This window comes from Comamonas sp. JUb58 (genome assembly GCF_004364775.1).
In the GTDB taxonomy this organism is placed as follows: Bacteria; Pseudomonadota; Gammaproteobacteria; order Burkholderiales; family Burkholderiaceae_C; genus Comamonas.
This window is the reverse complement of the sequence record NZ_SOAL01000008.1, coordinates 92,698-105,871: the sequence shown is the minus strand read 5'-3', so window position 1 is coordinate 105,871 and position 13,174 is coordinate 92,698. Positions and strand designations below refer to the sequence as shown.

Annotated in this window: 11 protein-coding genes; 5 read left to right on the top strand and 6 right to left on the bottom strand. The window is 62.5% G+C overall.

Annotated elements, in window-relative coordinates:
- Positions 1 to 45: 45 nt before the first annotated feature.
- Together EDF71_RS10425 and EDF71_RS10420 are read left to right on the top strand one after the other, a co-directional pair.
- Complete coding sequence (locus tag EDF71_RS10425; protein WP_133856518.1) at positions 46 to 2,076, top strand: hypothetical protein; 2,031 nt, start codon at positions 46 to 48, stop codon at positions 2,074 to 2,076.
- Positions 2,077 to 2,186: 110 nt separating this feature from the next.
- Positions 2,187 to 2,498 carry an excalibur calcium-binding domain-containing protein gene (locus tag EDF71_RS10420; RefSeq protein WP_133856517.1) on the top strand — a complete coding sequence of 104 codons (312 nt, stop codon included), beginning with the start codon at positions 2,187 to 2,189 and terminating at the stop codon, positions 2,496 to 2,498.
- Positions 2,499 to 2,531: 33 nt separating this feature from the next.
- Here the strand turns inward: EDF71_RS10420 and EDF71_RS10415 are convergent, their stop codons facing one another.
- The 4 genes from EDF71_RS10415 to EDF71_RS10400 form a co-directional block, all read right to left on the bottom strand.
- Positions 2,532 to 5,051, bottom strand: a complete 2,520-nt coding sequence (locus EDF71_RS10415) for a TonB-dependent receptor (RefSeq protein ID WP_243854257.1) — start codon at positions 5,049 to 5,051, stop codon at positions 2,532 to 2,534.
- A 327-nt stretch (positions 5,052 to 5,378) separates the two neighbouring features.
- Positions 5,379 to 6,377, bottom strand: a complete 999-nt coding sequence (locus EDF71_RS10410; protein ID WP_133856515.1) for a FecR domain-containing protein — start codon at positions 6,375 to 6,377, stop codon at positions 5,379 to 5,381.
- Complete coding sequence (locus tag EDF71_RS10405; protein WP_133856514.1) at positions 6,370 to 6,888, bottom strand: sigma-70 family RNA polymerase sigma factor; 519 nt, start codon at positions 6,886 to 6,888, stop codon at positions 6,370 to 6,372. The genes EDF71_RS10410 and EDF71_RS10405 overlap by 8 nt, the downstream gene beginning before the upstream one ends.
- Before the next feature lie 115 nt (positions 6,889 to 7,003).
- Positions 7,004 to 7,459, bottom strand: a complete 456-nt coding sequence (locus tag EDF71_RS10400; RefSeq protein WP_133856513.1) for an Lrp/AsnC family transcriptional regulator — start codon at positions 7,457 to 7,459, stop codon at positions 7,004 to 7,006.
- Positions 7,460 to 7,563: 104 nt separating this feature from the next.
- Here EDF71_RS10400 and EDF71_RS10395 point away from each other — a divergent pair, with 104 nt between their 5' ends.
- A complete protein-coding gene (locus EDF71_RS10395) occupies positions 7,564 to 8,184 on the top strand; it encodes a LysE family translocator (RefSeq protein ID WP_133856512.1) in 621 nt (206 codons plus the stop codon).
- Between the two features lie 392 nt (positions 8,185 to 8,576).
- On the opposite strand, the gene EDF71_RS10390 is transcribed toward EDF71_RS10395, so the two are convergent.
- Positions 8,577 to 9,530: a GlxA family transcriptional regulator gene (locus EDF71_RS10390; protein WP_133856640.1), complete on the bottom strand. Its 954-nt coding sequence runs from the start codon at positions 9,528 to 9,530 to the stop codon at positions 8,577 to 8,579.
- A gap of 142 nt (positions 9,531 to 9,672) precedes the next feature.
- Between EDF71_RS10390 and EDF71_RS10385 the strand changes: the two genes are divergently transcribed.
- Complete coding sequence (locus EDF71_RS10385; RefSeq protein ID WP_243854261.1) at positions 9,673 to 10,635, top strand: SLAC1 anion channel family protein; 963 nt, start codon at positions 9,673 to 9,675, stop codon at positions 10,633 to 10,635.
- Positions 10,636 to 10,829: 194 nt separating this feature from the next.
- Here the strand turns inward: EDF71_RS10385 and EDF71_RS10380 are convergent, their stop codons facing one another.
- Positions 10,830 to 11,783, bottom strand: a complete 954-nt coding sequence (locus EDF71_RS10380) for a LysR family transcriptional regulator (RefSeq protein ID WP_133856510.1) — start codon at positions 11,781 to 11,783, stop codon at positions 10,830 to 10,832.
- 143 nt (positions 11,784 to 11,926) lie between these two features.
- On the opposite strand from EDF71_RS10380, the gene EDF71_RS10375 reads away from it, so the two are divergent.
- A complete protein-coding gene (locus EDF71_RS10375) occupies positions 11,927 to 13,126 on the top strand; it encodes a muconate/chloromuconate family cycloisomerase (RefSeq protein ID WP_243854256.1) in 1,200 nt (399 codons plus the stop codon).
- Positions 13,127 to 13,174: the final 48 nt, after the last annotated feature.

Sequence of the window (13,174 nt, the reverse complement as noted above, 5' to 3'; positions counted from 1 at the left end):
ACTACGGCCTCCGATCCTATAAGCGTCTGGCCCCGCCAGCTGTCAATGCATAACAAACTTGGTTTCACCATCGCTGCTCTGGCGATGGCCATAGCGTTTCCTGCGTCTGCGGCCCCTAAAACTTCTGGCAACGCTGTCTCTGCACGAGATCTATGGGTAGAGCCGCCCACCCTCAAATCGATTGGCGTTGAATGGCGCATCGACGGAGACAACAACCGCAATGCCCAGGTTGAGGTGCAATACCGCGCCAAGGGCCAAAGCGACTGGCGCCCTGCGCTGCCACTGGTGCGCTCGCAGGGCGAGCGCGTGGGCAACCTGGTGCCGCCGCGCGCCAACTTCCACCCCGATCCCAACCGCTACACCAACCCCAATATGTTTGCGGGCAGCATTTTTGATCTGGAACCGGACACGGCCTACCAGGTCCGCCTGCGCCTGACGGACCCGGATGGCGTGCGCGGCACTGCTACCCGCACGGTAGAGGTACGCACCCGCCCCGAGCCCATGCCCGCGGCCGGTGGCAAGGTCTACCATGTCTACCCCATCGACTGGACCGGCCCCAAGGAAGAGCCCGCCTTTACCGGCCTGATGGATGCCTACTACGAAGGCTCGGCGAGTTCCGACTTTCAGGGCACCTACCCGGCCCGCGTCAAACCCGGTGATGTGCTGATGGTGCATGCCGGCGTGTACGAATCGGACCGGGTGAACTACCTCAACGGCCTGCCCAAGCCCGGCTACAAGGCGCTGAGCACCCTGTTTGACGGCACCTACTACCTGACGGCCAGCGGCACGGCCGAGCGCCCCATCGTCATCAAGGCGGCGGGCGATGGCGAGGTCATCTTTGACGGCGCCGGCGCGCAGACCTTCTTCAACCTGATGGCTGCCAACTACAACTACTTTGAAGGCATCACCTTCCGCAATGCCAACCTGGTGTTCCTGCTGGGGCTGAAGAACATCGCCGGCGCCAGCGGCTTCACGCTCAAGCATTCGCGGCTGGAGAACATTGGCCGGGGCGTGCAGGATGACTGGTCGGGCTCCAAGAATTTCTACATCGCCGACAACGTCTTCATCGGCCGCCATGACCAGCAAAAGATGATGGGCTGGCGTGGCGCCGAGTGGGAAAAGCTGCCCGGCTTTCCTGAGAAGCTCGGCGGCCCTGACGGCTCCGAATACGCGATCAAGCTCTATGGCCAGGGCCATGTGGTGGCGCACAACTATGTGGCCCATTGGCACGATGGCATTGACGTCGCCACCTACGGCGACCCCGACGCCGATGAGAACGGCCTGGAAAAGCGCGACCGCGTGCCCGTGTCCATCGACTTCTACGGCAACGACATCTACAACATGGGTGACAACTGCATCGAGGCCGATGGCGGCGCGCACAACATCCGCGTGTTCGACAACCGCTGCTTCAACAGCATCAGCGGCGCTTTGAGCGCCACGCCCTTGCTGGGCGGCCCGGTCTACTTCTTCCGCAACCTGGTCTACAACACTACCACCGAAGGCGTGATGAAGGTCGGCACCGCCGCCAATGTGCTGGTGCTGCAGAACACCTTTGTTGGCGAAGTGCGCATGGATGCGCCCAACCAGACCGTCATCAACAACCTGGTGCTGGGCGTCAACCGCAAGGCACCGCTGATGCGCATCAACAGCTACAGCAACTACTCGGTGGCGGAGCACAATGCCTACCGCTTCAACCCCGAAGCGCCGCATGCCTATGAGTGGGACACGCCCGCACTGGACATCGGCATGGACTGGACCAAGCCGACCGAGAAGCGCAAGTTCAAATCCTTGGCCGAAGTGCAGGCCGCTGTGGGCCAGGAGCACGGCAGCATCCAGGTGGACTACCAGGACCTGGTCCGTGCTTCGTCGCCCGTGCGTGAAGATGTACAGCGCCTCTATAAGCCCGAGGACTATGACTTCAGCCCGGCCCCCGGCTCGGCGCTGATCGATGCCGGCAAGCTGCTGCCCACCATCAACGATGGCTACCAGGGCAAGGCACCGGACATTGGCGCCCTTGAGGCCGGCGCAGCACCCAAGCAGTACGGCCCGCGCGGCATGCAGGCGGCCAAGCAGTAAGGTTTGGGTGGCGGGGATAGCACCGTATCTAAGTGCTTTCCCCCTCCCCTGGCTTGACTCAGCTTTGGATGGAGTCGTTACACTCACTCACAACCAAAGAAAGGGAGACCGTGTTCAGGCCCGTCATCTATCTGCTGATCGCATTAGCCGCATGGACGGTGTACAGCCGCTATGAGCAGCAGCAGGCTGCATCGCTGCGGGATTCCGAGCCGGCTCTCTCCGAGCCCGAGCCACCCGAGGCAACTGCGAACAGTGCGCCCAACCCGCTTTTCAAATGCGATGGCCGCACCCACTGCTCGCAGATGACCTCCTGCCAGGAGGCCAAGTTCTTTCTGAAGAACTGCCCGGACACCAAGATGGACGGCAACAACGACGGCATCCCCTGCGAGCGGCAGTTCTGCAACGTCAACAGAAGACCATGAACCAAGAGCCTGCGCTGCAGGCTCTTTTTTCGTCTAGAACTTGCCGTTCAAGGTCAGCATCGCATTGCGTGGCAGCGCCTGCATATTGCCGTTGTAGACCGAGCTGACGGTCTGGTAGTAGGTCTTGTCAAAGACATTGTTCAGGTTCAGGCTCAAGGTCCAGGTCGGGTCAAAGCGGTACTGCAGCATCAGATCCCAGGTCGCATAACCGCCCTGTGTGAACTTGTAGGGCTGGCTCTCGCCGCTGCTGCTGGTGACCGAGCCGCTCACATACTGCGTGCTCTGGATACGGCCACTGCCACCCACGCGCCAGTTAGACAACGCACCCGGCAAGGTATAGACGGTGGACAGCTTGAACAAATGCTTGGGCGTGATGCTGCTGAAGACCGTGCCTTCGGTCTTGTCCCGCGTCTGGTTGAAGGTATAGCCCGCCGCCAGCTGCCAGCCGCTGGAGACCTCGCCCCCCACTTCCACATCAAAGCCCCGGCTGGTGACCTTGCCCTGCGGCAGGTAGCAGCAGCTGGCACCCCAGAGGCTGTAGTTCTCCGCATAGCGCTCATCCAGCACTGCGGTGCCGGTGCGCTCCACGTTGAAGACGCTGAAGGTCGCGTTCATGCGCCCATCCATCAGCTCACCTTTCAGCCCCGCCTCATAGCTCTTGCCCTTGATGGGGTTCAGTGGCGTACCCGGCTGCGGGCCCGCCAGGTTGAGCGCCTGGGGTTTAAAGATCGACGAATAGCTGACATAGGCCGACCAATGCGGGTCCAGGTCATAGATCACACCGCCATAGGGCGTGAGCTTGGCGCTTTCCTTGAACGATTTGGCAGACCAGGGGCTGGTGTTGCCAGCGGTGTCGATGATGTCGGACATGGTCTGCGTGAACTCATAACGCGCCACGCGGGCGCCAGCAATCACATGCAGCTTGTTGGTCGGGTGCAACCGCACAACACCATAGGCGCCCAGCTGCTCCTGGCCCCAGGGGCCGTAGCGCTCGCTGAGGTTCAGGTTGAACTGGTCAAACGCCGGGTTCCAGGGCTGGATGTCAAACACATTGCCGCCCACCGTGCCGCTGTCGGCAAAGCTCATGTTCTGCCAATGGCTGCGCACCCGCTGCCAATCGGCCCCAATGAGCAGCTCATGGCTGCGGCCCAGCAGCGAGAAGGGGCCGCTCAGGTTCAGATCCACCATGTCCTGGGTGTTGGACGAGTCCAGCACACCGCCGCGCCATACCGGCCCGGTCAGGGTTTGCGGGTTGACCGCGCCGGATAAGGTGCTCCAGCGGCGCTGCTGCTCGGTACGCGCATGGGTGGCGTTGAGCTTGAACTTCCAGTGGTTGTCAAAGCGGTGCTCCAGCTGGGCAAACACCTCCTCGTTCTGGTAGTGGAAGTAGGCCCAGGGGTTGGAGAAGGCCGTGCTGCGCGGCAGGCCCAGGCTGCGGCCATCGGCAAAGCGTGGCAGGCCGGCATAGTCGCCCTTCTGCCGCACTTTGCCGTAGGAGCCACCAACGGTCAGCAAGGTGTCGGCCGTCAGGTCGGCCTCCAGCACGCCATAGAGCGAGGGCTTTTCCTGGCTGATGTAGTCAAAGTAGGAGTCGCCCTTTTGGTAGCTCAGCACCGTACGGCCCCGGATGCGGCCATCCTGCGTCAGAGAGCCGGTGGCATCGACCTCGGTACGCTGGTTGCCCCAGCTGCCCAGCGATTGCGACACCTCCACCTGTCGCTGCGCCAAAGGCTTTTTGCGCACCAGGTTGATGATGCCGCCCGGGTCGCCCACCCCGCCCAGCAGGCCGGAGGCACCACGCATCACCTCCACCCGGTCGTAGGAGCCCATGTCCTGCTGGGGCTGGTAGGTGTAGGCACCCAGGGCCATCGGCGCGCCGCCATCGATCTGCATGCTGGTGATCTGAAAACCGCGCGAGAAGTAGCGGCCGGAGTTGTCGGCCACGATGACGCCAGGCGTCAAGGTCAGGGCCTGCTCCACATCCACCACCCGCTTGTCGTCCATCAGCTGCCGCGTCACCACCGACACCGACTGCGGAATCTCGCGGAAGGACTGGTCGGTCTTGGAGGCAATGCTGGTCACCTGGTTGGTGTACGAGCCCGTGCCCTCGGTCGTGCCATTGGCCGAGCGCCGCGCCGTCACGCGGATCTCGGCCAAGGAGCGCTCGGGCGCCAGCGCCGCAGCCGCAGCGACCGGTGCGGCCGGTGCAGGCGTGGTGCTGGCTGGCTTTTTGACAACCAGGTAGCTACCGCTGGCCTGCTGCACCGCCTGCAGCCCCGTGCCTGCAACCAAGGCAGCCAGGCCATCTGGCACCGTATGCCTGCCTTGCAAGCCGGGGCTGCGCAGGCCCTCGGTGGTATCGGGGGTGAAGGACAGCAGCACGCCGCTCTCCTTGGCAAAGCGGGTCAAGGCTGCATCCAGCGGGCCGGCGGGAATGGCATAAGCCTGGGCGCTCTGCCCCGCTACAGAGGCCTGTTCTTGGGCCTGGGCATGTGCGGCAGGCGGCAAGATAGCGGACAGCGCTAGCGCCAATGCGCTAGGGATGCTCTGCAAAACCCTCGCCAAGCGGAATGGGCGCGGATCGGGATGAGACGCAAGGCGTCTTTTGCAGTCGATAGCCGTAGCTATTGACAAGGAAGACAACGCAGCGGATCGCCCGAGTCCGCGTTCAGACCACGGCAGGGAGTTTTGCAGAGGGTCCCTAGGGATAAGAACGGTGGAGCGGCCGCCAAAGCGGCGCGCGGATGTGCGGTGATGGGCCATGGATGCAATACTTTCTGTTCGCCACGGAGGCGACGGCGGTCAAGAGGAAGCTCGGATCAACAATGCGATCTCCTCTTCTTGAAACGCTGCTCGGCCAAACAGCTCAGCCCATCCCCATTATTTTTTCGGCTCTGCCCGCACCAAGCGGTACGATGCCGCGCGCCAGCCCCATAGCCGGCTGACGCTGTGCACCTGCAAGGACAGCAGCCCGGCCACGTTGTCCAGCACCTTGGCAATGTCGCCCAAGGGGTAGGCACCCGACAGCCGCAGGCCCGCCACGTTGTCATCGCAGGACAGCGGATGGACGCTGTAGCGCCCCAGCTCCTGCAAAAAGTCGTCTAGCCGCATATCCCGCGCAACCAGCACCCCATCCACCCAGGCCGCATCGCTGTCCTCGCGGGCCGGCCGGGCATCGCCGATGTGCTGGCTATCAAAGCTGCTCTTCTGGCCGGCCTGCAGCACCAGGCTGCGCTGGCCGTCCACCGGTGCCAGGCGCACCGCGCCTTCGTAAACGCCCACCCGGGTCGGCCCGTCCGCATCCAGCCGTACGGAAAAACGGGTGCCCAGCGCCGTCGCCAGCCCATGCGGCGTCTCCACCAGCAAGGGCCGGCCATCGCCCGCCTTGCCGCTCTGCACCAGAATCTCGCCGGCAATCAGGCGCAGCCTGCGCTCACTGCTGCCAAAGCGGACATCGAGCATGGTGGATGCATTCATCACCACCCGCGTGCCATCCTCCAGATCGATCGTGCGCCGCTCGCCCACGCCGGTGCGCTGGTCAGCCAGCACCTCGCGCCAGCGGGTCTGGCGGTAACCCGTCCAGGCCGCGCCGCCAGCAACAACCAGCACCACCAGCGACTTGACCATATGCCTGCGCCGCGCCGAGCCCTGCGGTGCCAAGGCGGCTTTGGCAAAGTCCAGGGTATCGGGCCCGGCCATCGCGCCCAGCCGGCCGTTGACGGCCTCAATGCGCTGCCAGGCCTGTTCATGCAGCGGGTCTGCCGCAAGCCATTGCTGCCACTGTTGTTTCAGATCAGGGCTGGCATCCGGCGATTGCAGCTCCACCATCCATTCCACGGCCTGCTGGGCAACGGCCCGGGGAATCGCCGCCTCAGCCATGGACGGCGAAATAGCACTGCATGCCCGCTTGCACGATGTAGCGCTTCACGGTAGACAGCGACAAGCCCAGTGCCGCCGCAATCTCCAGCTGGGGCATGCCCTCCAGCTGCGCCATCAAGAATGCCTGGCGCACGGCGGCTGGCAATTGGTCCAGCATGCGGTCGATCTCGTCCAGCGCCTCCAGCAAGAGCGCCCGCTCCTCGGGCGACATCGCCATCACAGCCGGCGCCTGCGCCAAGGCCTCCAGGTAGGCCTGCTCCAGGCGCTGGCGACGGTAGTGGTTCAGCAGCGCATGCTTGGCAGCGGTGGTCAGAAAAGCGCGTGGCTCCTGCGCCGCCACCGGCTCATCGCGCAACAGCAGGCGCAGAAAAATATCATGCGCCAGGTCGGCCGCATGGTGCGCATCACCCAGTTTGCGGCGCAGCCAGGCACGCAGCCAGCTGTGGTGGTCGCGGTAGAGCGTGCTGACTTCCAGTCGCACGCCAGGGTGCACACTGGCATCTTGGGACATAAAAAGGGGAGCCCGCGCAGGTGCCCCCTCATGTATTGCAAATGATTCGTATTCTATTTGAATTTGTAATCTGCAGTTTGATCGGGCTTTGGATGTCGGTGCCTGCCCGCGCGGATCAGCCCAACGCCGAGGTCAGCGGGCGGTTGACCACCACATCCTTCATGACCAAGGTCGAGGTCATGCGCTGCATCCCAGGCAAGGCCGTCAGCTTCTCGTCGTAGAGCTTCTGAAACGCAGGCAAGTCCTTGACGACGATCTGCAGCAGATAGTCGGGGTCACCAAAGAGCCGCTGGGCCTGGATGACGTTGTCCAGTTCCGCGACCGCTTTTTCAAAATCGCGCACCACCTTGCTGCTGTTGAGCGTGACGAACACGATGGCGGCAAATTCCAAGCCCAGTGCCGCAGGAGCCAACTCTGCACGGTAGCCTCGGATAGCACCCGCCTCCTCCAAGGTGCGCACACGACGATGGCAGGAGGACAAACTCAGCCCCACCTGCGCAGCCAGGTCTGTGAGGCTCAAACGCCCATCTAGCTCCAGTGCTGCAAGAATTTTCCGATCCAATGCATTCATTCTTTAATAGCTTCCAGTTTTCTCTTGTTTATCGGAATTAATGGGAAGCACATTCTGCTACATCCTGCCTACCCTTCTCTCCTTTGTTTGACGAGAGAAGTACTGTGCCTTTGACCGCTGTAGCCGCCTTCTGGGCGGTGTCGTTTGCGTTGGTGATCACCCCGGGGGCCGATTGGGCCTATGTCATTTCTGCAGGCCTGCGCGGTCGCCGCCTGGCTTGCGCTGCGGTCGTCGGTCTAGCCTGCGGCGCCTTGCTGGCCACTGCAGCCGTGGCCGCAGGCGTTGGCGCGCTGGTCGCCAGCCACCCCATGGTGTTGACGGTGCTGACGGTGGCCGGCTCCGCCTATCTGCTCTGGATGGGCGTGGCCATGTTGCGCAGCCCTGCGGCCAGCGTCAGTGCCAATCCCGAGCTGGTGGGTGGAGGATGGAAATGGGCATGCAAGGGCGCAGGTATCAGCGGCTTCAACCCCAAGCTGATTCTCTTGCTCCTGGCCTTGCTGCCGCAGTTTGTACACGCCGAGAGTGCATGGCCCGTCGCGCTGCAGATCATGGTGCTGGGTGCCGTGCATGCATTGAGCTGCTGTGGCGTGTATCTAGCGGTTGGTTTTACAGCGCAGCGCGTGCTGGGCACGCGCCCAGGCGCGGCACTGGTCGTATCTCGTGTGTCAGGGGCGCTGATGGTTGGCATCGCGTTGCTGCTGCTGGCTGAACGGGCGATGCATTGATAGAGGCTGCGGCTGCCGATGGCTGCCATGGCACAGCCGGTTTGCGGCTCTGCATGGTCAGCACATAGCTGCCCCATTGATCTCTGGTGTTGCTGAGAGCGGCTATTCTGAAATCTTGAATCGAATGACGCTACTCACTGGTCGTCCAGTATCGGCCAACAGCGGTCAGCCGCTTAGGCTGGTGAAGGCTGATTGCAGTCTTTCAACTCCACAGCCTTGATGGCTTATGCCATTGAGTACGTTGTCTTAGCCACCGTGCGCGCGAACTCGTCGAGCGGCGTGCTCACAAGAGACTTGATCGAAGTAGCTAAAAGATCGCGGATGACGGACGCAGGATCAGCGCCGAAAGAATCGGTAGCGATTCCGGCGACATAAATGTCTGGATTTGAAGGTCACCGTACGAAGCGCTTGCGATACTCCACAAGACTTACGCCCAGACGGCGGCCGAATGCACGCCGGAAGCCGTCGACATTGGCATAACCCACGGCATCGGCCACGCGTTTGGCGGGCCAGTCGGACTCTTCGGCCATGCGACGCGCAGCGTCTATCCTGGCCTTCTCCACAAACTCGGCGGGCGTGGTGCCGGTTTCGCTACGGAAAAGCCTTGCAAAGCTTCTTTCGCTCATGCCGGCATGTGACGCCAGTGCGGGCACGGACAGGTCGCCCTTCAAATGGGCAAGCACATGGTCCTGCACGTTGCGCACCTGCGAACGTTCCGACGTTTGGGCAGCGAGGTGGGCGCTGAACTGGCTTTGGCCTCCGGGACGCTTCATAAACATAACCAGCTCACGCGCCACCCGCAACGCCAGTTCACGGCCGTGGTCCTCTTCCACCATCGCCAGCGCGAGGTCCATGCCGGCAGTCACACCGGCAGAGGTGAATAGATTGCCGTCCTTCACGTAGATCGCATCCGCTTCCACACTGGCGTCGGGATAGGCAGCAGCGAGGCGAGCGACCGAGTTCCAGTGGGTTGCCACACGCCGGCCATCCAGCAATCCCGCTGCCGCCAATACGAAGGCGCCCGTGCATACCGAGCCAAAACGCCGCACGCTGTGCGACTGACGCGTGAGCCAGGCTTGCAATTGCAAGTCGCTGGTCATGTCCTGGATGTTGGGGCTGCCCGCCACCAGCAATGTATCAATGCGCCCGCGATGCGTTGCCGCTGTGGCGTCGGCTGCCAGACACAGCCCGCCGCTGCTCTTTAGCATGCCTTCCTGCGAGGCAATGACCTGCACCTCATATGCACGGGGCTTGCCGAGCTGGCGCGCAGCTTCAGCAAAAACATCGGCAGGCCCGGCGACGTCCAGCAATTGAAAACGAGGAAAGGCGAGTATGGCGATACGCATGGCAGACATGACCCAATGATTGGCAGAAAACGTCTCAGCTTGATGCAGACAGTTTCTGCAGTTTGGCAGAAACTAACAATTCATGCAAATTCAGCCAAAGGAAACTGCCGTGCCAAGCCTGCCCATAATCCCATCGCTAGCGATGCCCTCTGTCCCAACTGAAAGCTCAGTGCGCAATCTGCCTGTCAACCTGTTTGCTGCTGTCATGGGGCTGTCCGGGCTGGCACTTGCCTGGCGCATGGCGCACAACAGCCTGGGTGTTCCAGCAGCTGTAGGGGAGGTGATTGGCGCTTTTGCCCTGGGCATCTTCCTGATGTTGTCGACGGGCTACCTGATCAAATTTGCGAAATACCCAGAAGCCGTGCGCTCAGAGTTTCACCATCCCGTGTCGGGCAACTTCTTTGGCACGATCGCCATCTCCATGCTGCTGTTGGCCGCTGTCCTGGAACCGCACAGCGCAACTCTCGCGCAGGTAATCTGGACAGCGGGGACCATGACGACCTTCGTGCTGTGTTACCTCGTCGTGTCCCGGTTGCTGAGGGGCCAAGTCGACGCATCGCACGCCGTTCCTGCCTGGATCGTCCCGTGCGTGGCCACACTGGACATTCCCGTCACCAGCACCAACATACCTATGGGCTGGGTTGCCGAAGTGAATTTGCTTGCGGGCGCAGTGGGGGCGGTGCTGGCGCTGGTGTTTTTCACGATGATCGTTCAGCGGCTCGTGCACCGGGATTCGCTGGCGCCCGGCATGACACCATCCTTGATGATTCTGATGGCGCCGTTTGCAGTGGGCTTCCTCGCATACAGCAACATTGTGGGAAGTGTGGATCGCTTCGGCGCCCTGCTTTTCTACTTTGCGCTGTTCCTGTTCGCAGTGCTTTCACCCAAAGTGTTTCGCCCCGGAATCCCATTCTCCGGTGCCTGGTGGGCGATCAGTTTCCCGATAGCGGCACTGGTCAATGCGGCGCTGAAGTATGCAGAGTTCCGGGCCAGCCCTCCGCATTGGATTCTCGCTACCGTGCTGTTGGGTGCATTGAGCGTGGTGTTGGCAATTCTCACTGTGCGAACAGCCATGGCCGCCTTCAGCGGAGCGTTGTTCCGATAATCCGATGTCCGCCTGACGAATCAGCAGGGGGGGGCGAGACGGTGGCTTCAGGTCGCCGAATTCACAAGAGCCGAAATTCGCTCTGGATCGTTAGCCTCCATCAAATTCATCAAGGCCTCTTCTATACGATCAAAGCAACAGCCCCGAGCGCTCACTCAATCCGCAACGGAGACTCCAGAGCGCATCAATTCCCTTCATCTCTTCCCAACCCGCTTATACATCTCCCCCGCCGGAAACGCATTCGTCTCAAAATCCAGCCAGGGCGGGTTCTGCGCATACATCTCGGCCGTCAGCTCCTTGATCGCAGCGATGTACCAAGAGTCATCATTGACGCGGTGGCTCAGGATGATCGGTGAGGTAGCGCGCTCGTCGTCGATCAGGCGATAGACCAGGTCCGAGCGCAGGCGTGCCGCTGCGGGCACGATGCAGACGCCCATCTCGGCGGCGACCAGGCCCAGGCCGGCCTGCAGTTCGCGCACCTCATGCACCTCAGCGGGTTGTATGCCCTGGTCATGCAACAGGCCCAGCACATGGTCGGCAAAGCTGGGGCGCGGGTCCTTGGGGTAGACGATGAGGCGCTGGCCTACCAGCTCGGGCAGGCGGATGCGGCCAGTGTCGGCGGCCAGCGGGGTGCCTGGCGCAATGGCCAGCACCAGCTTTTCTTCGCGCAGCACGGTGCGCGCCACCGAGGTGTCATTGGTACGGATGCGGCCAAAACCCAGGTCGATGCGGCCTGAGCGCAGCTCCTGGATCTGCTGGATCGAGCCCATGTCCACCAGGTGCACATCGGTATCCGGGTAGCGCTTGCGGAACATGCGCACCAGCATCGGCAGGCCGCCATACAAGGTGGAGGCCACATAGGCGATCGAGATCGATTGCCGCTGGTTCAGCCCCACCTGGCGGGCCGCGCTTTTCATCTGGTCCACCCGCTGCAGCACCTGCAGCGATTGCTCGTAGAACAGGCGTCCGGCCTCGGTCAGGCGCACCGGGCGGCTGTTGCGCTGGATCAGTTGCACGCCCAGCTCGTCCTCCAGCTGCTGGATCTGGCGGCTGAACGGTGGCTGCGCAATATGCATTTGCTCAGCCGCTCGGGTGAAGTTGCGGGTAGTGGCCACGGCCACAAAATACCGGATATGGCGCAGATCCATCAGGGAAAACCATAGATATGGGAATGCAGCGATTTTAAGTCATTGTTTTTTAATATTCAAACTACACACCATACCTGCAAGGTATGAAACAAGACAAATTCGGTGTTGGATCAAGTGGTGCACTGCGTCGTTCAATAGCATCCATGCAAAACACACACCCACCCCATGACAGCGCCCGACCTGCGGCATACACGGCAGCAGGCTGCGTTGTCGTCGAACAGGTGGAGACCTTGCTGGTCGATCTGCCCACCATCCGCCCCCACAAGCTGTCGATGGCCACGATGAACGGCCAGACGCTGATGCTGGTGCGCGTGCGCTGCTCCGATGGCACGGTGGGCATTGGCGAGGGCACCACCATTGGCGGCCTGGCCTATGGCGCCGAATCGCCCGAGGGCATGAAGCTGGCCATCGATACCTATTTTGTGCCGCAGATGGTGGGCGCCAACGCCAACCGTGTGCCCGCGCTGATGGCCCGGCTGAACCAGGCCATCCGCGACAACCGCTTTGCCAAGTGCGCAGTCGAGACGGCGCTGTTCGATGCGCTGGGCCAGCGCACCGGCCTGCCCGTGTCCGAGCTGCTGGGCGGCCGCCTGCGTGACCGCCTGCCCGTCGCCTGGACCCTGGCCTCGGGCGACACGGGCCGCGACATCGAAGAAGCCCAGCGCATGCTGGAGACGCGCCGCCACCAGATCTTCAAGCTCAAGATCGGCCGCAAGGCCGTGCGCGATGATGTGGCCCACGTGGCGGCCATCAAGAAGGCGCTGGGCGATCTGGCATCCGTGCGGGTCGATGTGAACATGGCCTGGAGCGAGCTGGAAGCGCACCACGGCCTGGCCGGCCTGGTGGATGCCGGCTGCGAGCTGGCCGAGCAGCCGGTGGCCAGCGCCGATGTGCTGGCCCGCCTCAAAGGCCGCTACCCGATTGCCATCATGGCCGATGAATCGCTGACCGGCCCGGCCTCCGCGTTGGCACTGGCGCGGGTTGCCGGCGCCGATGTGTTTGCGATCAAGACCGAGCAATCGGGCGGGCTGCAGGCTGCGCAACAGGTGGCTGCCATTGCCGATGCGGCCGGCATTGAACTGTATGGCGGCACCATGCTCGAAGGCGGCGTGGGCACCATCGCCTCGGCCCATGCGTTCTCCACCTTCCGCGAGCTGCAATGGGGCACTGAGCTGTTTGGCTCGCTGCTGCTGACCGAAGAGATTCTGGCCACGCCGCTGGAGTACAAGGATTTCCACCTGACCGTGCCCACCGCACCGGGCCTGGGCATCACACTGGATGAAGACCGCGTGCGGCATTTCCGCAGAGACCGCAGTTGTGTGAGCGTGCCGGTGGCCGCCTGATGCGATAGACGGATAGCCGTATAGACAGATAGATTGACCCCAAGAATT

Excerpts from the sequence above, each read along its gene's own strand:
- EDF71_RS10425 (WP_133856518.1), top strand. The coding sequence starts at position 46 with ATGCATAACAAACTTGGTTTCACCATCGCTGCTCTGGCGATGGCCATA.
- EDF71_RS10410 (WP_133856515.1), bottom strand. The coding sequence starts at position 6,377 with ATGGCTGAGGCGGCGATTCCCCGGGCCGTTGCCCAGCAGGCCGTGGAA.
- EDF71_RS10405 (WP_133856514.1), bottom strand. The coding sequence starts at position 6,888 with ATGTCCCAAGATGCCAGTGTGCACCCTGGCGTGCGACTGGAAGTCAGC.
- EDF71_RS10400 (WP_133856513.1), bottom strand. The coding sequence starts at position 7,459 with ATGAATGCATTGGATCGGAAAATTCTTGCAGCACTGGAGCTAGATGGG.
- EDF71_RS10390 (WP_133856640.1), bottom strand. The coding sequence starts at position 9,530 with ATGCGTATCGCCATACTCGCCTTTCCTCGTTTTCAATTGCTGGACGTC.
- EDF71_RS10385 (WP_243854261.1), top strand. The coding sequence starts at position 9,673 with ATGCCCTCTGTCCCAACTGAAAGCTCAGTGCGCAATCTGCCTGTCAAC.
- EDF71_RS10380 (WP_133856510.1), bottom strand. The coding sequence starts at position 11,783 with ATGGATCTGCGCCATATCCGGTATTTTGTGGCCGTGGCCACTACCCGC.
- EDF71_RS10375 (WP_243854256.1), top strand. The coding sequence starts at position 11,927 with ATGCAAAACACACACCCACCCCATGACAGCGCCCGACCTGCGGCATAC.